This window comes from Pedobacter steynii, from assembly GCF_900103665.1.
Taxonomy (GTDB): Bacteria; Bacteroidota; Bacteroidia; order Sphingobacteriales; family Sphingobacteriaceae; genus Pedobacter; species Pedobacter steynii.
In genome coordinates this window covers 962,622-982,175 of the sequence record NZ_FNGY01000001.1, presented here as the reverse complement: position 1 = coordinate 982,175, position 19,554 = coordinate 962,622, and the positions used below count along the sequence as shown (strand labels likewise).

At 40.7% G+C, this 19,554-nt stretch carries 17 protein-coding genes; 3 read left to right on the top strand and 14 right to left on the bottom strand.

Annotated elements, in window-relative coordinates:
- Positions 1–4: 4 nt before the first annotated feature.
- The 6 genes from BLQ87_RS04050 to BLQ87_RS04025 all read right to left on the bottom strand — a co-directional run bounded on the left by BLQ87_RS04050 (position 5) and on the right by BLQ87_RS04025 (position 3,336).
- The gene (locus BLQ87_RS04050) at positions 5–328 is read right to left on the bottom strand and encodes a hypothetical protein (RefSeq protein ID WP_074604821.1); all 324 of its coding nucleotides are present in this window, start codon (positions 326–328) and stop codon (positions 5–7) included.
- Entirely contained in the window at positions 325–1,086 is a 762-nt protein-coding gene (locus BLQ87_RS04045) for a hypothetical protein (protein WP_083361673.1), read from the bottom strand. The genes BLQ87_RS04050 and BLQ87_RS04045 overlap by 4 nt, the downstream gene beginning before the upstream one ends.
- A 57-nt stretch (positions 1,087–1,143) precedes the next feature.
- Positions 1,144–1,653 (bottom strand): hypothetical protein, encoded by a 510-nt coding sequence (locus tag BLQ87_RS04040; RefSeq protein WP_074604820.1) that lies wholly within the window; start codon positions 1,651–1,653, stop codon positions 1,144–1,146.
- Positions 1,654–1,685: 32 nt separating this feature from the next.
- Positions 1,686–1,934, bottom strand: a complete 249-nt coding sequence (locus tag BLQ87_RS04035) for an immunity 17 family protein (RefSeq protein ID WP_074604819.1) — start codon at positions 1,932–1,934, stop codon at positions 1,686–1,688.
- A gap of 126 nt (positions 1,935–2,060) precedes the next feature.
- Positions 2,061–2,498 carry a hypothetical protein gene (locus BLQ87_RS04030; protein WP_074604942.1) on the bottom strand — a complete coding sequence of 146 codons (438 nt, stop codon included), beginning with the start codon at positions 2,496–2,498 and terminating at the stop codon, positions 2,061–2,063.
- Between the two features lie 151 nt (positions 2,499–2,649).
- The gene (locus tag BLQ87_RS04025) at positions 2,650–3,336 is read right to left on the bottom strand and encodes a hypothetical protein (protein ID WP_074604818.1); all 687 of its coding nucleotides are present in this window, start codon (positions 3,334–3,336) and stop codon (positions 2,650–2,652) included.
- A 350-nt stretch (positions 3,337–3,686) separates the two neighbouring features.
- Here BLQ87_RS04025 and BLQ87_RS04020 point away from each other — a divergent pair, with 350 nt between their 5' ends.
- Complete coding sequence (locus tag BLQ87_RS04020; protein WP_074604817.1) at positions 3,687–4,148, top strand: hypothetical protein; 462 nt, start codon at positions 3,687–3,689, stop codon at positions 4,146–4,148.
- A gap of 6 nt (positions 4,149–4,154) precedes the next feature.
- On the opposite strand, the gene BLQ87_RS04015 is transcribed toward BLQ87_RS04020, so the two are convergent.
- Positions 4,155–4,544: a DUF1801 domain-containing protein gene (locus tag BLQ87_RS04015; protein WP_074604816.1), complete on the bottom strand. Its 390-nt coding sequence runs from the start codon at positions 4,542–4,544 to the stop codon at positions 4,155–4,157.
- A 243-nt stretch (positions 4,545–4,787) separates the two neighbouring features.
- Between BLQ87_RS04015 and BLQ87_RS04010 the strand changes: the two genes are divergently transcribed.
- Positions 4,788–5,666: a heparin lyase I family protein gene (locus BLQ87_RS04010; protein WP_074604815.1), complete on the top strand. Its 879-nt coding sequence runs from the start codon at positions 4,788–4,790 to the stop codon at positions 5,664–5,666.
- A 131-nt stretch (positions 5,667–5,797) separates the two neighbouring features.
- On the opposite strand, the gene BLQ87_RS04005 is transcribed toward BLQ87_RS04010, so the two are convergent.
- A complete protein-coding gene (locus BLQ87_RS04005; RefSeq protein ID WP_074604814.1) occupies positions 5,798–6,757 on the bottom strand; it encodes an Rpn family recombination-promoting nuclease/putative transposase in 960 nt (319 codons plus the stop codon).
- Positions 6,758–6,928: 171 nt separating this feature from the next.
- On the opposite strand from BLQ87_RS04005, the gene BLQ87_RS04000 reads away from it, so the two are divergent.
- Complete coding sequence (locus BLQ87_RS04000) at positions 6,929–9,178, top strand: ATP-binding cassette domain-containing protein (RefSeq protein WP_074604813.1); 2,250 nt, start codon at positions 6,929–6,931, stop codon at positions 9,176–9,178.
- On the opposite strand, the gene BLQ87_RS03995 is transcribed toward BLQ87_RS04000, so the two are convergent.
- From BLQ87_RS03995 to BLQ87_RS03970, 6 genes are all read right to left on the bottom strand, one after another.
- The gene (locus tag BLQ87_RS03995) at positions 9,179–10,444 is read right to left on the bottom strand and encodes a glucuronyl esterase domain-containing protein (RefSeq protein WP_074604812.1); all 1,266 of its coding nucleotides are present in this window, start codon (positions 10,442–10,444) and stop codon (positions 9,179–9,181) included.
- Positions 10,445–10,454: 10 nt separating this feature from the next.
- Positions 10,455–11,651 carry an alginate lyase family protein gene (locus tag BLQ87_RS03990; RefSeq protein WP_074604811.1) on the bottom strand — a complete coding sequence of 399 codons (1,197 nt, stop codon included), beginning with the start codon at positions 11,649–11,651 and terminating at the stop codon, positions 10,455–10,457.
- A gap of 10 nt (positions 11,652–11,661) precedes the next feature.
- Entirely contained in the window at positions 11,662–13,131 is a 1,470-nt protein-coding gene (locus BLQ87_RS03985; protein WP_074604810.1) for a RagB/SusD family nutrient uptake outer membrane protein, read from the bottom strand.
- A gap of 24 nt (positions 13,132–13,155) precedes the next feature.
- A complete protein-coding gene (locus tag BLQ87_RS03980; RefSeq protein ID WP_083361670.1) occupies positions 13,156–16,281 on the bottom strand; it encodes a SusC/RagA family TonB-linked outer membrane protein in 3,126 nt (1,041 codons plus the stop codon).
- A 414-nt stretch (positions 16,282–16,695) separates the two neighbouring features.
- Positions 16,696–18,036: a c-type cytochrome domain-containing protein gene (locus BLQ87_RS03975; RefSeq protein WP_074604809.1), complete on the bottom strand. Its 1,341-nt coding sequence runs from the start codon at positions 18,034–18,036 to the stop codon at positions 16,696–16,698.
- Positions 18,033–19,553, bottom strand: a complete 1,521-nt coding sequence (locus tag BLQ87_RS03970) for a DUF1501 domain-containing protein (RefSeq protein WP_074604808.1) — start codon at positions 19,551–19,553, stop codon at positions 18,033–18,035. Before BLQ87_RS03970 ends, BLQ87_RS03975 begins: the two co-directional genes overlap by 4 nt.
- Between the last annotated feature and the right edge of the window lies 1 nt (position 19,554).

Sequence of the window (19,554 nt, the reverse complement as noted above, 5' to 3'; positions counted from 1 at the left end):
GCCACTACCATTCTCTCCAATTATCAATATATTCTGTTGTTTCATCAAGTCCCACAATAGTCCCCATCTTGTATAAAGCATCGCACAACCCCTCTCGTTCTTCTGTGTCAATTGTGCTGTCAATTTCTTCGTTGTTTTCAATATTGTTCAAAGACAATACACAACTCTCAAATAGGTAGAGTATTTCTTTGCTGCTTGTACTATCAGGAAGAGAAATCAATTTATCTCTAAGCAAATTAAGTTCAGCCATTAGGAACGGTTCTAAATCTTCATAAACAACAGGAAGTGATTGTTTAAAATTCATTGCTTGTAATTCGATCTGTTTCATAATTCAAAATTGTCTATTTTTTTGTGAGAGAATTTTAAGGTATATTCTTTTTCTCCAATTTTTTTTGTTGCAATTCTTGCCTGATTTAAATCAAGATGATATTCTTTTAAACAGGTTTTAATACTACTAACAGCCCTTTCATCGTCAACAACTTGACAAAAAATATTTAATTTTTTTTGTCCCATATCGAAACCGTCAACATCGCCAAGTCCATTCCAGCCAAGATGGTTTTTTAAATACTCCTGCACCTTGTCTTTTAACCATAAATCTCTTTTGTTTCCTAATTCGCTTTTTAAGGGGAATTGAACAACTACCCAAGCATGTTTGTCCTGAGGTATTTCGTAATATCCATCCGCTTTGCAGTCTTTACAGAAATTAGCTAAAAAATCATTATTTGTTTTTACTTCATCAAGGGGTATTTCTTCTGTTTTTCCTCGATAACCAACTTTCCCATAGTGAACAATGGCAACATTCTTTTTTTTATCAAACCATGTTTCTTTATAAAGCTGTTGTCCTTTATTGTCTATTTTATAATATTTTTTCATTTCTAATTGACTGGTTAAGTATATTTTCTTTTTTAAGCTGTTTAGTTTATCCTCGTCAACATGATCTGTATATGCCTTGATCACCCTTTTTCTATAGGCTTTCTTGCCTTTTTTCTCCCGCATTGTTACCGATTCTGCTGCATCCTTATTTACCGATTTTGCGGCACTATTACTTAACACAGGTTGATGATGAATAAGGGATCTTATGTCCATATAGAACTGGAAATGATGGAAAAGCGCCACATAGTTTTGGTCTCTCGTTTAGCGTTATTAGATTTTCCATGTTTTGCCATACCAATCTTTTTTACTATTAATTGATAGTTCAAAACCATCTTCTAAGTTTGCATTTTTAATCTTAGCAAAAGCATATTTTCCAATTTCTCGTAAGGCCGGATATAATTCTGTCCAACATTTTCCATCAGTTTCACTTTCCCAGTTTTTGGAAAAGCTTTTATGAGAAGTTTCTTCAAAGTCTTTTAGGTTGTAGTCTGCAGGATTGCACATTCTTGTCGCTTCTTTAGGCTTAAATAACGCTGCTTGTTCTAAATCCCCTTCGGCTAAATATTTTTCATAATACTTTTTATCCCATTCATTTGACTTGTCAACATTTTTGAGTGAATTTTCTTTACTATCAAATCCAATTGAGCTTGCAGCCGCATTTGGATCAGTCCAAATACTTGCTGTAAAAATTTTAAATTGCGAATATTCATTTTTCATACGCTCAATGGCATTATCAACCATTTTGGTCATTTCTTTGATATAAATTTCTTTGTTAAACATTATAGTTCCAGTTGTTTATTTTTTGTTTACCATTATGCCATATACAATAGAAAAAGCAAGCTAATAATGCCGATGATGAGTACTCCAATCATTATTTTTCGATAGTTTTCAAAACCAAACCACTCCACAAGTATCATACTTTTTCTATGACCCGTTGGTTCTGTTGCCCATTTCCACCTTTTTATATATCCAATTAAAACCAAAGTTAAAACTATTGCGATAATTGCGTAAGTTAATTTCGGATTATTTCTTATTTCGTTAAAAATTTCTTCAATATTCATTTTATCTTATTCTGTCGATTTCTGCGGTTCTGCAAAATTACCGCTAACATTTCGGGGCTTTGCGATGGTGGGGCGAAACTGCAAACCCCTTGTTATTCCGCTTTTTCTCATAGCTAAATCTACCAATTATTTATTTTGGTGATATTCTAAAAAGTTATTAGCAACATCTCGTATCTCTTGTTTTATTTCCTTGTCTTTACTTATAGAATTTAGTATTCCAATTAATTCTTTTTGTTTTTTATTTCCATTTATTACACGGTTCAATAACCAAACTGTATGAACTGTTGGTTTGTCTTTTACTGATTTCTTTAGTAAATTCTCGTAATCTTCTTGCCTTTCTTTATAAAATTTCTCAATAAAATGCGTTAATGGTCCAGGGGTTCCAAATTCCACCAAATGATTTTTTTCCATTAGTTCAAGTATATTTTCGACTGCATCGAAGCCGATTTTGTCTGCTTCCATTTCGTCTACAATGTCATATTGTAAATTAATGAACTCAGCTTCTTCTAAATACCATTCATCCTTTTCAAGGAAGTCGTATAGTGGTTTTAAGTATTTTTCCATTATTTTATGAGAATTCATTTTAAGCAGTATGTTGTTTATCCTTCCGGATAATATTGTCACATCCACTTGTCAATTGGGTCAGCTAACGTTGAAGCATTGGCGTTATAGGGGAAATCAGGGCACGTCAGCCCCTATAAACACCAATGCAATGTTAGCTGCCGTATATTGTCGTCCAATAAGGTTCAAATTTAAGGTCATCAAATTTTGTGTCGTGTATGTCTAACGTTTCAGCTCTGTAAATACCAAATGAAGTTGTGTCTTGTATTGAATTGATAAAACTCCATTGCGCATTTTTTTCGGGGTCGTGAACACTTCCCCAACGTCTGTATTTATATACCGTTTTCTTAGCATTTAGAATTTTTGATAATTCTCTTATGTCGTCTGTCCCTTTGTAATTGAGTTCTTCTGCAATTGCAACAACCATTAGAAAGTCAAATTTTATCTTCTCTTTTTTGGGATGGTTTTGTTCATTCCAAATACTAAAGTAGATGTCAGGTGCAGAATCTATTTTTTCACATACGGTCCGCATTGGTGTCCAACAGTCCAAACAGTCCAACTGCCGCTCCTTTTCTTCGTCACCAAAAGTCCATTTTTCAAACGACTTTTCATTCCAACGAAGTTTTCCGAATTTCATTTCATCATAATATTCAGAGTTAGGTCGTGGTGTATGAGCGTGGACACCCAAACCCGTTTTGTCGTAATAGGATGAATGCTTTATGATTTTGTCAAAAAGCGGTTGAATGTTTTTTGTCCATTCATTTTTTGTCCACGGCTCTTTACCTTTTGTTGTGTCCGCAAAAAGCAAATAAAAGTGATATTTTCTACTGTCAAAACTCATAATGTGTCGGGGCGCTATATTGCAGCTAACGTTTTGGGGCTTTGCGATGGTGGGGTAATTTAAGCACAAATCTTCAATTTTGTACAAATGTTGAATCGAAGAACTACCGTTAAACTTTGCAGTTTCGCCCTACTATTGCAAAACCCTTGTTAGCTGCCCTTTATTTCCTTGTTTAGTTGTTTGAATTTCTGTTTATTAACTCTTTTTATGTTGTCAAGAACGTTTACCCCTAAACCAGTCCAGATATATACTTCTCCCTTTTACCAAAATTTCACTTTATTCAATTCTTCCAGTGCCCTACCGGAAATTTCACGATCTTTATTCCAGCCAGACCAGCCAGTATCCACACCATGAACAACCGCATCAAACCCCTTTACCGCAAAGAAAACAAGGTATCCCTATCCAATAAATACAACGTATCAACCGGCAGTGAATACCGGTATCAGCGACACAGCAAAGCATTCCTGAATGATGACCGCAACCACAAATCCATGACAAGCGGCAAATACGGATACGATTATACCCCCCTGTTTAAATTCCTGCTTTCCAAAGTAGGCAGCGACTGGGACAAAATATACGCTGAAGCAAAAGCCAGGCTTAATGATCCGGAACCTATATTCTGGATGGTAGCGCTGCAGGAATCCGAACGCAGAAGCATTGTACGACTCGGCGATTCCACCTACTATTCAGGACTCTTTGTCGACGACGATGGAATACTAGCCATTGTAAATCCAAACATCGGCTCTTCTGAACTTCCAGATCCGCATCGCGGGGAAACGATTTCCTTTAACGGACTCCTCATGGATAAATAAGGCAGTCTAGAATACTTTTTTGAAAGTACCGTCTAATTTGATCGCTTCTTTTAAAAGCTTTTTTATTGGGTTTTCATCAATCTCCTCCGGGCTTTGATAGATTTTATAAAAAATTTGCTTGTTTATTCCGTGAGACAGAAAGCAATCCTGATCATTTAATCTGTGTCCATACCAAAAACCTAAGAGAACTCCTTTTTTGATACCTCCTCTCGGAACAGTTGAAGGCCAAATAATACATATACCTTTGTTGCCGTAAAAAAATGGAACATTGTATGATATTTTCTCTTTGCAGTATTCAGGAAGCGATTCAATAATTATCTGTCTCAATACATCTACAATTATTCTTTCTTCTTCAGGAAGAATAGTAAACAGATCAACAAGGTTTGTAATTTTCATCGGCGATGGAGTAAAGTCAAAGATGTACTGCGGACAAATAACATGGGAGCAAAAAATTAAACGTTAACCGATTTCTAAACATTTATGATCATAATCAAAAGTGACTATATTCTTGTTTCCTTAATTTTATAAAACAAGATAAACAATTAATAAAGATTCAACCTAAAACCGGCATCATCAAATCATAGGATTTCCTGGTGTTGACTTAGCAGCAAAACAATCATTCCTAACCAAATAATCACCATGAAAAAAACACAAATTAATCTCCAAAAGTACTTAGTTGTTGCCCTGTTGTTTTTCACAACTGCCTGCAGCAAAAATGAAACTGAATTAAAAAACCAGGTACAAGACGGCAATTTAACTGGTAAAAAAATCACTAATGAGCAAGATTCTACATTTAATAACGGTGATGTAATTCTGGATGTAAACTATGAAAACGGAACCACTAGCTCTGGCATTACCGGTGTAACTGGCACACATGCCCCGGCGGCCGATGCGGTTTACATGGTCAACCCTGCAGGTAATGGGAGTAACTATGCCATTGCCCATAAAATTGTTTATGGCGATCCTGATTACTTGTCGGACGGGTCCATTAGAAGCGAAAGCGATGCGGTAGCCATACCAAGTGCCCGGTTTTTTCCGGGAGATGAACGTCGTTACGAGTTTAGCGTATTGCTGAAGGACTGGACGCCATGGGTTTCAGGACCTACTTACGAAACCAACGTTTTTCAGTTAAAAGTATCCGGTAATTCAACCACCGGATCCGGTGTTCCCCTTCAGTTTCGCACAGCAAGAAACGCGATGCGGTTACGATATGAAGGCTCCTCTTCGATAAAAGATATTATACCGAACCTGCAGCTTTATGTAAATCAATGGATGCATTTCAGGGTAGATGTTTTATGGGCCGATAGTGCTACAGGATATATGAGAACTTACATGAAACTACCAGGGCAAAGCAACTATGTACTCGTAGATGAAAAAACAAACTACCGCACTTTTGCCGGAAACGTGGCTGTGGGAAATCTGGGATACATTAAATGGGGCGTTTATGGAACCCAAGAAGGCCTTACACGGATTGCTTACCACGACAATATCCGGATCATCAAACTTCCCTTACAATAAACGGGCAACATTATCCAAATAAAGCCGCTGCAACAGCCGACTTAAAATCATTGCATATTGCAGAGGCAATCTTTAAACGACAGAGCCTGGCTGATTAGACAGGTTCTGTTTTTATGCTCCGAAAGGTAAAACTATAATTTCTCAATTTCTTCAATGGAAAGCTTTGTGATTTTTGAAATTTGATCAACTGGCCATCCTGTTTCTTTTAATTCAAGAGCCGTTGCCAGTTTTTCTTTTAGCTGACCTAACTCTATACCTTCCTCTCGGCCTAACTCTATACCTTCCTCCCGGCCTAACTCTATACCTTCTTCCCGGCCTAACTCCCTGGCCTTTGCTCCTTCTTCTTTTCTGGCGAAAGCAATGGTATTCTCATAATCCCGCTTGGCCTTTAAGTTAGATTCATAAATTTTCCGTTGCTCTTCTGTTAATTTACTCACCTCTGCGATTTTAAATAATTTTTCAAAGATTCCTTCATTGAGGTACACTGGTATCTTTTCCATTTGGCTCATATTTTTAAGAATATAAAACCATTTGTCCAGGTCTGATTTCAATTCATGGACCTCCTTATCAAAATTAGGTAATTCCAGGAATTTAAACCCCAATCTATCATAGAAAACTTTACCTGTATCTTTGTTCATTAAGGCGATGTCATGTAAATAACGGTCATCATCGTTGTTTTTAAATTTGAACTCCAATATCGCGATTAGATACACCTCCTTAAGTTGTTCTATATCCCAATTGGATGCTCCTTTCGGGAGCTGCCCGCTAATTAATCTCGATAAATAATAAATGCAACGGTCATGAAAATATTCTTGCTCTCTACGTTGCATTTCAATAACAAACTGATCACCGTCTTTTCCCGTACACATCAGATCAAAAAAGACTTTCCTGTACCCATCAGTGCTTCCAGCATATTCCGTCGGACTAAAAACCAAATCCACGATTTCCTTTTTTCCTGCAAAAATGGCATTCAGAAAAGCAATCATAATTTCTTTATTGGGCTCACTCCCTAAAAGATGTTTAAAACCAAAATCTGTAAGCGGGTCAATGAATGGGGAAATAGCACCGGGTGTTATAACAGGATGTTTCATAAGCTAACCTATGCATTACACGCAACAAAAACAAATAAATATGAAATAAATTATCTTAATAATAAAAATAAACTTTAAGCCAATCTGAATTTATCCCCCTTGACATACCGTTGTCACAGGCCGGAACTATTTTTGCAGCGTGTATGCACGTAACCAATTTGAAAATCCAGCATGAGAACGATAAAAATATTTGGTGCCCGTCAGAATAACCTGAAAAATATTTCATTAGAAATACCTAAGAACCTGATCACTGTTTTTACCGGTGTTTCAGGTTCCGGAAAGTCCTCACTTGTCTTTGAAACCATCGGCGCTGAAGCACAACGTCAGATCAACGAAACGCAGAACAGCTTTACACGAAACCGTTTAAATCATATTGGCGTTGCAGATGTCGATAAAATCGAACATTTAAATGTGCCTGTAATTATCAATCAAAAGCGGCTTGGAGGAAACGCAAGGTCAACCGTTGGAACGGCCACTGATATCCAGGCCTCCTTACGACTGCTATTTTCGAGGCTGGGCAAACCCTTTGTCGGCTATTCAAGTGTATTTTCCTTCAATAATCCTCAGGGGATGTGCCCGGTTTGTGAAGGCCTGGGCTACGTCTGCAGAATAGATATTAACCAGCTTCTGGATAAAAACAAGTCCTTGAACGAAGGCGCTATTTTATTTCCGACATTTCAGCCCGGAGGCTACAGGTGGCTCAGATACACCCGTTCGGGCTACTTTGATGGTGATAAAAAACTTAAAGATTTCACAAAGGAAGAATGGGAACTACTGCTCCATGCAGAGGAACATAAGCCTGAACATCCGGATAAATCCTGGGGAAAGACCATGCGCTATATCGGGCTGATCAGGAGAATAGAGAACGACTTTTTAAAAAAGGAATCCAAAGAACACCAAAGGAGGAAAAAGGACCTGCAAAAGATCATCATATCAGAAAGTTGCCCGGATTGTAAGGGCAAAAGGCTAAACAAAAAAGTGCTATCCTGTAAGATCGCAGGAAAAGATATCGCTCAATGTGCAGCGCTTCCGATGGAAGAGCTGCTGGAATTTGTACAGTCGCTCTCCTCAAAGTCGTTTGAAACCATATTAAATGAACTTAAAAAAAAGCTTGAAAACGTAGTTACCATTGGACTTCAATACCTTACACTAGACAGAGCAACGAATTCTTTGTCGGGCGGGGAATCACAGCGCATCAAAATGGTGAGGCATTTGGGAAACAGTCTGGAAGATCTGTTATACATATTTGATGAACCCAGCATTGGCCTTCATGCAAAAGATCTGGACCATATTTCCCAGATCATCCAACAAATAAAGGAAAAGGGAAATACGGTACTTATTGTGGAGCACGATCCTGACATCATCAAGATTGCCGATCATATTGTTGACATGGGCCCATTTTCAGGGATCCACGGCGGCGAGATCATTTATCAGGGTAACTTCAGGAATCTCAAGACTTCAGAAGGTAAGACCGGTAAATATTTTTCGAACGAACGCAGGTACAAAATGAATCCACGTAAAGGGATCGGATCCATAAAAATTGAAAATGCGAGTTTGTATAATTTAAAAAACATTTCTGTTGAAATCCCCAAGCGTGTGTTATCGGTGGTTACAGGTATTGCGGGATCAGGTAAGAGTACCCTGATCAGCAGGGTTTTGCCGGTTCAGATTCCTGAAGTGATCATTATTGATCAGTCTCCTATCGCTGGACATTCAAGATCTACACTGCTGACTTATTTGGGAATTTCGGATAAAATAAGAAAGCTATTTGCAGAGGCCAACCAGACGAGCAATCAATTTTTCAGCAGCAATAGTAAGGGTGCTTGTCCGAACTGCAAAGGACTGGGTATCGAAAAAATTGACCTGGCATTCATGGACGATATCGAGCTACCTTGCGAAGTATGCAATGGAACTGGATTTAACCCCAATGTTTTAAAATATAAATTTAAGCATAAAAATATTGCAGAGGTCATGAACTTAACGGTAGAAGAAGCGGAGGCCTTTTTTGAGGACCCTGATTTTCTGGCGTATTTCAGCTTACTCTCAGAACTGGGCTTAAGTTATTTGAAATTGGGGCAACGCCTTAATTCGTTTTCAGGAGGAGAAATGCAGCGGCTAAAACTCAGCAGGGAACTGAAGGGAGGAGAAAATATTCTGGTGCTGGATGAACCCAGTACAGGATTACATCCATCGGACACCGAAAGGTTGATGCGTATTTTAAATAAATTGGTTGATGAGGGCAATACGCTCCTGGTTATTGAACATAATCTTGACATTATTTCGCAAGCGGACTGGATTATTGACATTGGTCCTGGTGCAGGTAAATATGGCGGAGCGCTGGTTTTTGAAGGGACAGTAGCGCAATTATTAAAAGATAAACACTCCGAAACGGCCAAATATTTGAGAAAACACCTGGCATGATCAGCGGTCAACCGGATATTGATCCTTTAAATATCGATCTGCAAAATTCAGAAACTGGATCCAGTCGTAATTTGTGATATCGTGTTTTCCGGAGCGGTTATGATAGGCAATGCGTCCAGTGATGGGTGTATTTATGGCTGGCCAGGAAGCAGCCGGCAATCCATTTGTATTCAGCAGGCGGTACACCGGATCCGCTCCTTTCGCTCCCCAAAATTCGCCTTCCGGATTGCTGTTGAGATCTTCTGATGCACTGGCGATATAGACAGGACGTGGGGCAACCAATGAGATCACCATATGCTGATCGAATGGCAATACATCATCTCTGTCTATATACTTATTGAAATTACGACAATACCAGTTTGGAAACTTAGTGCAAAGTTTCCGAATGGATTCACCTGCGATGGAATGGAATAATTTTGCACCACCTGCCCCCGATTCATTACTAATCGTTAGGGTAAAACGCTCATCAGTTGCACCGGCCCATAAAGCAGCCTTTCCTAACCTGGACAAACCAAGCACTGCAATGCGTTTTGAGTCAATTCTTTTATCGGTTTCCAGATAATCCATTGCCCGGCTAAGCCCCCAGGCCCAGGCAGCAATGGTACCGAAATTATCCGCTCTATTTTGCAGATCAGGGTAAAGACTACGTACACCAGTTGTAATTTCTGTCCTGTTATCCGGATCAATATCACCATAATAGACCGTTGCAATAGCATATCCTTTATCCAGGATCATCTCTATTGGCCATCGGGCAGTATCACTGCCACGGCTGGCTGCTGTAGCTAAATGATTGACCACCCCCTGCCCCTCCAGGACCATCCGGCCGGTTGGCAATTTGATGGAAGTATCGGGATGAACAGATTGGTTTCCAAAGAAGTTTAAGGAGACAAAAGCCGGCACTTTATGCTTTACCTGATTTGGGATATATAACAGTATACCCATTTCAACATCCTTGTTGCCTTCAAAATATACGGCAATTTGCTTACGGGTCGCTTTACCACCCAAAGCTTTTTTATCGGAATCAAATACCTTAAAAGTAAGCTGAGTTGGCTTCCCGGGCGACTGCCCATACATTTCTTTCCTAAAAAAGTCGATCAGTTCGGGCCTGCGTTTCTCTTCCCACTGTTTAATCGTGGTCACGCTATCCCCGTTTTTCATCCTAAGCACTGCCGGAACTAATTTTCCATTAATTAGTTGTTGCTGAGCATAAGTACGGATGCCCGAAGCACAAATAAAAATTAAAAACAGCAGGACTGATCTCTTCATGCGCAGGGCATTAATTAAGGTTTTGCAATGGATTCATTACCGGATGTTCTTCTAAAAACGCTTTAAAAGAAATTTCCGGATAGGCAACAGCAGCGGCCTCAGCGATCCGACCAAATGTACCATAACTAAAGGGTTCTATTTGGTCATAACGCCATGCTTTCTCTTTTAAAGCATAAGGCATCAGCCAGGCAATAGCTGTTTTAATCCCCTTGCCGTCTTCAGTTTGCTCATGCCAAAGATCGATGTTTATCCGTTTGGCCATGATAGCCAGCTTACACCAGCCCAAAAGGTTCATATTGCTATATCCCCATGATTTGGTCCGGACCAGCTCTAAAGGCTGTAAGCCATCGGTGGTAAATTGCTGGTCGATCCTCAAAATGGTAGACGTTTTCAGCGTGCGGGCAGCCAATGCCTCATTACCGGTAAACAGGGCATAGTTGACCACCTGCAAATCATAGTAAGTCCCATGATTATTAATCTGGGCGCGTTCTGATTTGCCATTTTTACTGGTTTGCAGCCAGTTTAAATATTGCTTATACCATTTTTTTATGCCCCTTACTAAATCGGCATTTATATTTTTACTGGATTGAAGAATCGCCAGCATATCCGGAATATTGGTTAAGCCGATAGTTTCAATAATGCCAATCCCCCGTCCCTCATTAAGCCCCGGAATATACTGTGCATAATTTAAATTAGGGTTCATCCTGGTATCGGAGGCAATAAACCAGACTTGCAGCAAATTTTTAACTTTTGCTGCATATTTCTCGTTGCCTGTAAAGTAAAAGGCCAATGTTAATTGCTGTACATTGCTACACATTTTCCCCATCTGACTTCCATCATTCAATAAATAGATCTCAGGATTACGGAGGCCATCTTTACGGATATAGGGTCTGCCATCTTTTTTTGAGGGGTCTGGCCACCAATAAGGTGCCTGACTGATGTAATCTTGCTGATTACCGCTCGAAGCCAGTTTAGTTTTATGAAAGGTAACAGAGTAAGGTCCGGCGGCGAGCAAACTGTCAGCGTTGACAATCAATTCATTAACCTGGCTTACCATAGCGGCATCCTTGCGTTGATATTCTTGTTTACAATCAAGCAGCGTTTGCTCATCAAGTAGTATAAAAGCAGTTCTATTGGTTTTATGCTGAGCAAAACCACTGAAACTTAAGGATAAGAGTATAGATAGAATGGCAAGTTTATACCTCATAACAGATAGGTCAGTAACCTGTATTTTGTGATAAATTAGGATTTACGTCACGCTCTGGCTGAGGAACAGGCAATAAGAACTGATGGTCCTGAACCGTAATGTCATTTATGGCTTTTTCTACCTGTTTGAAACGCCCTAACCTGATCAGGTCCCAACGGCGGTGCCCTTCCACACAAAGCTCACGGGCACGGTCTTTAACCAGCGTATCAATAAAGGCTGAAGCAGAAGGTGTATTGGCCAGACTCAAATGCGAAGCGGTCAGTCCGGCCCGGTCGCGCACGGCATTCAGGCCATTAAATTTATTAGGATCGGCGGGATTAATATTGTTCATTGCTTCAGATTGCATTAACAATACATCTGCGAAACGCAGTACAATCCAATTCATTCTGGAGTTATTGCTCCCCAACACCCATTGCGGATCACGGTATTTGCTGATCCAGGGAGCAACGGTTGAAACTACTCCTTTTGGATCAGTTACCTTGTTGGCTACATTCCATGATTTTCTGATGTGATCTTCAGCCGTATACAGCGTGTTAAAAACATATGGATTGGCGACAAATGAGCCGGAACCTCCGCCTGCAAGGGGTGTAAACATGCGTACCGTTATATTTTGAGTGGTGGTGGTATTATTGGTGCCAAATTGCACGGCAAAAATATGCTCTGTTTGCTGAGGGAAATATTTCATATCCCAGTTAAATACATCCGCATATTTAGACATCAGCTTATACGTTCCGGAACTGATCAGCTTATTACAGGCTGCAAGTGCATTCTGATTGTCATTAGGATCTGCAAAAGTAGTACTTCCCCTTTGCAGGTAAACCCTGGCCAACATCGCAGTTGCTGCTCCTGAGGATACCATGCCCTTATTGGCGGATGAAATTTTATCTTCAGACAGACAATTGGCTTCTGCAAATAACAAATCGGCGATAGCCTGTGCATAGACCTTATCCGCAGCAGTTCTGGATGGAGAAAAGTCCGGATCATTTGCCCCTACTATGGGATGCGTGATCAGGGGAACATCACCAAAACTTTTTGCCAGGTCAAAATAAGCCATGCCGCGTAAAAAGCTGGCATTCCCCAGAATATTGTTTTTTGCGACCGCATCCATATTGATATTGGGTACGTTTGCCAGAATATCATTTGTTCTGCTGATCAGCTTATAACTATTTACCCACCAGTTATTGATTTCAATATTTGCAGGCGCATAAGCGATCTTGTACATGTCAATACGCTCCTGATTTTGGGTAAGCAGCGGTACGAGGCAATCGCCGGAAAGTTCGCCCATAATATAAGCCGTACGCTGGTAATAACCCTGGGGTTGTAGCTGACTTAAGGCGCCAATAATGGCCGCTTGCGCATCTGCGGCACTTAGATAATAATTCTTATCTGTTAAAACACCTGCCGGTTTTTCATCTAACAGTTTTTTGCAGGACGATAAGCCGAAGCCTGCTAAAATGCATAGTATATATATCTTTTTCATCGCTATCATTCTTAATTATTACAATTACAAACCTAATTTTATGCCCAGGGTGAATGTTTTAACATTTGGATACGGGTTATAGTCGGTCCCTAAGGAAGTATAGTTGCCGCTTGAAGTATCATAAGTGTTCACTTCCGGATCATAGCCTGAGTATTTGGTGATCGTGAACATATTTTGACCGGTTACATAGATACTCGCCGACTTAAATACCGAACTCAGTTTTGGTAAGGGAAGGTCATAGCTTAAGGTGATCGTTTTAAACCTCAGATAACTCCCGCTTTCCAATACATCACTGGTTGGGCCCAGACTACGGCGTAGTGTACTGCCCACGCTTGGTAAGCTGTTATCTGAACCAGGCATACCGAAGCTACGGGTTAATACGTAGGCCAATTTATTGTCGCCCGTGCTTCCGTTTTCGCCTTCAATCTTGTTCTCATTCATGATCTGGTTGCCATACACACCCTGTATCAATACGAACAAGTTAAACTGACCCACAGTTAAATTACTATTAAAACCATAGCTGAATTTTGGTAAGGCCTTCCCTATAATGGTTCTGTCTGAGGCATTAATAATATGGTCGTTGTTCAGATCTTTGTATCTCGGATCGCCAGGTTTAAGGCTGTTGCTGAGCCCACTTGCGGTAATTTGTTCGGGTGATTGCCAGATGCCGTCATACACATAGCCATAAAATGACCCGATAGGTTTACCCACCTGTAAGATGGATGAATTTTGACCACCCGGATATAAGCTGGAGCTAACGGTACCGGTAAGTACGCTTTTAGGACCTCCAAGGTCCAGTATCTTATTGATATTTCTGGCAAAATTGATTCCGGTTGTCCATTTTACAAACTGACCGTTAATATTCACAGTGTTTAAAGCAAGCTCCACACCACGGTTACTCATCGCACCAAGATTGTCCTGAAAGGTACTGAAACCAGTGGTCGAAGGTACCGGACGCTGGAATAAAAGCTTAGCTGTTTTTTTATCGTAAATATCGGCATTAAAAGTAAGCCGGTTGTTAAACATTCCTAAATCCAAACCAATGTTATAGGACTTGGTTTGCTCCCATTGCAAGTTTGGATTTGCAATGTTATTGGGTGAAAATCCGACATTCCGGGATCCATTAAGTACATAGCTATTTAATCCGTACTGTAAGTAAGGTGCGTTAACAGGAATATCGGCATTACCGACAATACCGTATCCTAAGCGAAGTTTTAAATTATTAATGGCGGTTAGTTCTTTCATGAAATCTTCCCCAGAGACCCTCCATGCCAGTGCAGCTGAAGGGAATGCGCCCCATTGGTTGTTTACACCCAAAGCCGAGGAGCCGTCACGACGCAGGGAAACGGTTAACAAATACTTATCGAGCAAGCTGTAATTCACCCTGCCGATGAAGGAGGCAAGGCGACGGCCGTTGGCTGTTGAGGAAGCGGATAAGCTCGTACCGGCCCCTAAACCATCTGTGCCTAAATTATTGGTGGTTAGTGACTGCGCTGTGGCTGTGCTTGCTTTGTATTGAAAATACTGATAGGTAAAGCCCGCTAAAGCAGTTATACTGTGTATTTTATTGATGGTTGTATTGTACGTTAACGTATTTTCATTTAACCAATTGATGTTTTGAGGGTTGATCACCTGCGAAATGCCATTGGTGGTTAAACCCAAATAGGTCGTATTCGGCCTGAATAAACGTCCCCGCTCAAAACGATCGTCTGTACCCACACTTGCCCGGAATTTTAAGTTTTCGAGGATTTTATATTCCCCATAGGCGTTAATGAAAACACGTAGACTATTACTAATATCAGTGTTTAACATCGCTGCTGCTACCGGGTTACCTAATATGTTGGTATATCCACTTGGACCATTTTGAAAGGTATAATCACCTGTAGCATCAAAAACAGGTACAGTAGGACTGATACGCAACGCATCAAGCAAGGTACCTCCACCAGCACCGCCACTGGTATTTACGTTGGCTTTATTTTGCTGATCATAAGACAGCTGTGAATTTAAACCAAATGATACTTTCCTGCTAATGTCGTGCGTGAAGTTGAATCGTAATGTACCTCGTTTATAACCAGAGTTGATGATGATGCCTTTTTGATCGAAGTAACTGAAACTGACCAGATACTTGCTCAATTCGCTACCTCCACTAATAGAAACGTTAGCATTGGTAACAGGAGCGGTTCTGAACAATTCTTTTTGCCAGTTCGTACCTGTGCCTAATGAATTGATCTGATCCTGGGTAAATGGCAATGGCTTTGGTGTTTTTGAACCTACGTTATTGTAAGCGGTTACAGAATCCAGATAGACCGCAAATTGGCTGGCATTCATCATTTCCAGGACCTTACCTACCCGCTGAACACCAGAATATACATCGGCCGAAACGGTGTTCTGCCCTGCCTTCCCTGTTTTAGTCGTAATGATAACTACCCCATTTGAACCTCTGTTGCCATAAATTGCAGCAGCAGATGCATCTTTCAAAACATCCATCGTAGCAATATCATTAGGGTTTAAAGCGGAGATATCTGCCCCTGCATAACCATCAACCACATATAATGGCTCACTGCTGTTGGTAATAGAGTTGGTACCCCTGATGCGTACGCTAAAAGTCGCACCGGGTTGTGCATTGGTTTGCGTGACCTGCACCCCACTTACCTGGCCCTGCAACAATTGAGCGGTACCGAAAACAGGTGTTTTAGTTACGTTGCCTAAATTGGCTGAGGTTACTGCACCGGTAACGTCTCTTTTTTTCAAGGCACCGTAACCCACCACAACCACCTCAGTCAGGTCTTTAGCATCATCGAACAGTTTTACATTGACAACGGTACGTCCTTTAACAGGTATTTCCTGACTTGAGTAACCTATGGTCGAAAATATCAGCACGGCACTATTGTCTGCCAGGGTGATGCTGTACCGGCCATCAATATCAGTAGTGGTACCTGCTTTAGCGCCTTTTACCGCGATGCTTGCACCAGGTAGGGCCTGGTTTTTATGGTCAGTAACCTGGCCGGTAATTTTAACTGCCTGGGCATAGGTCCCAGCCGCAACTAATTGTAATAGCGCTGAAAGAAGTACGAAAAACTTGAATCGCCCCCAATTTAACCTATACACTTTCGTATTATAGGAAATTGCTTTGGTAGAATTTCTAATCATGTCGGTATATTTGGTTGAATTTCACAGATACGAACAAGTTTTATAGGGATCCTGACATGTATTTGCTTAATGCAAGGTGCTGATAAGCTTTTACCGATTAATAATTCAAATCTGCAAACTACTCAACCATATTGTCGACTTTTTAATTACTCCGTTTTTATCGTTAGCTGATCTCCAGCACCATTTAATGACGATACACTTTTTCTACGTTCAGCTTTTCCCTGGACCTATCATGTAAAGTCTACCGAAATTATGGTTGGATAGGGATCATCTTAAAATTGATGAATCTTTGTCAAATCAAGGGTATGTCCTGGCTTAAATACTCCCCCAGTGATGTACATCGTTTGGTTGTTATTCCTCCCTGATTCTGGAACTCTTGATCGTAATTAGTAAGTCGAAAGTTAAGTTTTATAGCTAATTTACTTTTACTTCATCTACTTTAGTTTTCCAGCTGTATACCCTCTGAATACTTGGATTCTTTTTAAGCTTAAGCGTAGTCGCATCTGTTATCTTAGTTTCGTTGAGATTCACGGCTTCAATATGCTTCAAAGAAACCAGGTAGTCACTTAACTGATCCGTAACAGGGTTTTTATCAAGTCTAAGTTTCTCAAGATTTGTTAATGCAGGCAGGAAATCAAGTTGCTGATCCGTTAATTCATTGTCCGAAAAGTTCAACCAAACAATATTCTTAGCTAACCTTAACATTTCAGGTTTTACATCAGCCATCTTAATTCCAGACTTAGGGGGTAAAGTAATATCAAGCATTACAGGTTTATTCAACATCATTCTAACCCTTACTCCCTTTTTTCTCAAACTAGTTATATGCGTGGTATCCACTACAAGTGGCAAATCAGGATTAATCATCTGAGCCACTTCCCCAGCATCATCTTCAGGTTCCGTAGCTCCTCCAATTCCCAGATACAAGGCAACCATTGGTTTTAACGAAGCTGTGTTTTTAATTTCCGAAATGGTCTTCCCTCCCTCTGTTTTACCTTCTTTGATCCACCAGGTAATCAATTTTACTTCATTTTTGGTTAAAGGAGGTTTTCCATCGGCTGGCATAAAATCTTTATGACCTTCATCGAGGGTAATGCGTTTGAAAAGCTCGCTCATATCCGGCTTACCCGATACCACAGCCTGACCGCTCTTACCACCTTTTTTTAAGGCGGTTAACGATTCTAATGACAGTTCGCCTTTTTGTTTGCCATCACGATGGCATTGGACACATTTTTTTTGAAGAATTGGCTGCACTACATCTTCAAACAGCATCGCCTGTTCTACTGTGGCCGGCTTTTCACGTTCCTGCTGCATCAATGTGCGGAAAGTAAGGTAATCATTTCCATGTGTCAGACTTGCACCTTGATGACCGCTATAACTCATTAGTACCACCAATCCCAACAGCAGGGCAGAAAACAGTTTATCCCCTACACGCAGGTATTCTTTAAACATCGAAGTAGAAGAAAAATAAAGTAAGCCACAAATAATGGCTAAAGTAATTCCCGAAAACTTGTGGTGGCTAAGTGTATCCGCATCATAATCTCCACTGAGGGAAAGTACATATCCGAATACGCAGGCAAGTACAGCAGCCATAAAACCAATAAACAAAATAAGCGGAACTGCTTGCCTCAGATACCTATATTTCTGCAAATAGGATAAGACGTTAAACAAGGTAGCAAGCAAAATGAAGCCAATCGGCAAGTGGACGATTAGTGGGTGCAGCCGACCTGAAAAAGTAAAAATATCCAGTACGATCATGTTAAAATACCTTTTACTATTTTCCCTTCTACATCCGTTAACCTAAACCTCCGGCCTTGAAATTTATAAGTCAGTCGCTCATGATCAATTCCCATCAGGTGCAATAGTGTTGCCTGAAAATCATGAACATGAACAGGATCTTTCACAATATTATAGCTAAAATCATCTGTTTCACCGAAACTGATTCCCGGTTTTACACCTGCGCCAGCCATCCACATGGTGAAACAGCGCGGATGATGATCACGACCATAATCATTGGCTGTTAACTTGCCTTGCGAATATACTGTACGGCCAAATTCGCCACCCCAAATCACCAATGTATCTTCCAGCAAGCCTCTGCGCTTCAAATCTGTAATTAGTGCCGCAGTAGCCTGATCTGTGGCTTTGCACTGTGCGGCAATACCCGATGGCAAGCTACCATGCTGATCCCATCCCTGATGGTACAGCTGAACAAACTTTACATCCTTTTCTAAAAGCTTCCGTGCCAACAGGCAGTTTGCTGCATAGGTACCCGGGTCTTTACTATCAGGCCCATACAACTCAAATACCTCCTCTGGCTCATCAGCCACACTCATCACTTCCGGAACCGATGTTTGCATTCTATAAGCCATTTCATATTGCGCTATTCGCGCATCTACTTCAGGATCTCCATAAGTACTATTCTGTATCTGGTTTAATTTCGAGAGGTATTCCAACATTTCCTTTCTATCAGCACCGTCATAACCATCGGGATTATTAAGAAACAATACCGGATCCTTTCCTGAACCAAATTGCACACCTTGATGTTTAGATGGCAGAAATCCGTTACCCCATAAACGAGCATAAAGAGGTTGATCTTTCTGACCATTCTTAGACACCAAAACAATGAAGGTCGGCAGATTTTCATTATCAGAGCCTAAACCATAACTAAGCCAGGAGCCTATTGACGGGCGACCTGGCAACTGGTTCCCGGTTTGAAAAAAGGTAATTGCCGGATCATGGTTAATCGCTTCAGAATGCATGGATTTTACAATGCATAAATCATCAACCACCTTAGCGGTATAAGGCAACAACTCACTAATCCAGGTCTGGTTTTGTCCGTGCTGATTAAACTTATAATAGGAAGGCACCATCGGCAAGGCACTCTGGTTTGCACTCATCCCTGTTAACCTCTGGCCTTTGCGCACAGAATCTGGCAGGTTTTGCCCCATCAAATTTACCAATGCTGGCTTATAATCAAAAGTTTCAAGCTGCGAAGGTCCTCCACTCATAAACAGGTATACCACTCTTTTAGCCTTGGGGGCAAAGTGCGGCAATGCCCTCAATATTTCCTGCTCCATATCTCCTGTTGCATTGCTGACCGCAGGACGTGGAGCATTTCCCATCAGTTTGTTGCCAAACAAGGCCCCAAGTGCCAAAGCACCAATGCCCATGGATGTTTTGGTTAGAAAGTTGCGCCGATCCAGTCTTTGGTTCAACCGATTAAATTCAGGATCATTGAGCCTAAATTCTTCTTCGTGGTGGTGATGATCTACCATG

Bases quoted from the DNA above. Each gene is read 5' to 3' on its own strand.
- BLQ87_RS03985 (WP_074604810.1), bottom strand. From the start codon at position 13,131: ATGAAAAAGATATATATACTATGCATTTTAGCAGGCTTCGGCTTATCG.
- BLQ87_RS03975 (WP_074604809.1), bottom strand. From the start codon at position 18,036: ATGATCGTACTGGATATTTTTACTTTTTCAGGTCGGCTGCACCCACTA.
- BLQ87_RS04005 (WP_074604814.1), bottom strand. From the start codon at position 6,757: ATGAAACATCCTGTTATAACACCCGGTGCTATTTCCCCATTCATTGAC.
- BLQ87_RS04015 (WP_074604816.1), bottom strand. From the start codon at position 4,544: ATGAAAATTACAAACCTTGTTGATCTGTTTACTATTCTTCCTGAAGAA.
- BLQ87_RS04045 (WP_083361673.1), bottom strand. From the start codon at position 1,086: ATGGACATAAGATCCCTTATTCATCATCAACCTGTGTTAAGTAATAGT.
- BLQ87_RS04025 (WP_074604818.1), bottom strand. From the start codon at position 3,336: ATGAGTTTTGACAGTAGAAAATATCACTTTTATTTGCTTTTTGCGGAC.
- BLQ87_RS04030 (WP_074604942.1), bottom strand. From the start codon at position 2,498: ATGGAAAAATACTTAAAACCACTATACGACTTCCTTGAAAAGGATGAA.
- BLQ87_RS04000 (WP_074604813.1), top strand. From the start codon at position 6,929: ATGAGAACGATAAAAATATTTGGTGCCCGTCAGAATAACCTGAAAAAT.
- BLQ87_RS04010 (WP_074604815.1), top strand. From the start codon at position 4,788: ATGAAAAAAACACAAATTAATCTCCAAAAGTACTTAGTTGTTGCCCTG.
- BLQ87_RS03995 (WP_074604812.1), bottom strand. From the start codon at position 10,444: ATGAAGAGATCAGTCCTGCTGTTTTTAATTTTTATTTGTGCTTCGGGC.
- BLQ87_RS04050 (WP_074604821.1), bottom strand. From the start codon at position 328: ATGAAACAGATCGAATTACAAGCAATGAATTTTAAACAATCACTTCCT.
- BLQ87_RS04020 (WP_074604817.1), top strand. From the start codon at position 3,687: ATGAACAACCGCATCAAACCCCTTTACCGCAAAGAAAACAAGGTATCC.
- BLQ87_RS03970 (WP_074604808.1), bottom strand. From the start codon at position 19,553: ATGGTAGATCATCACCACCACGAAGAAGAATTTAGGCTCAATGATCCT.
- BLQ87_RS03990 (WP_074604811.1), bottom strand. From the start codon at position 11,651: ATGAGGTATAAACTTGCCATTCTATCTATACTCTTATCCTTAAGTTTC.
- BLQ87_RS03980 (WP_083361670.1), bottom strand. From the start codon at position 16,281: ATGATTAGAAATTCTACCAAAGCAATTTCCTATAATACGAAAGTGTAT.
- BLQ87_RS04040 (WP_074604820.1), bottom strand. From the start codon at position 1,653: ATGTTTAACAAAGAAATTTATATCAAAGAAATGACCAAAATGGTTGAT.
- BLQ87_RS04035 (WP_074604819.1), bottom strand. From the start codon at position 1,934: ATGAATATTGAAGAAATTTTTAACGAAATAAGAAATAATCCGAAATTA.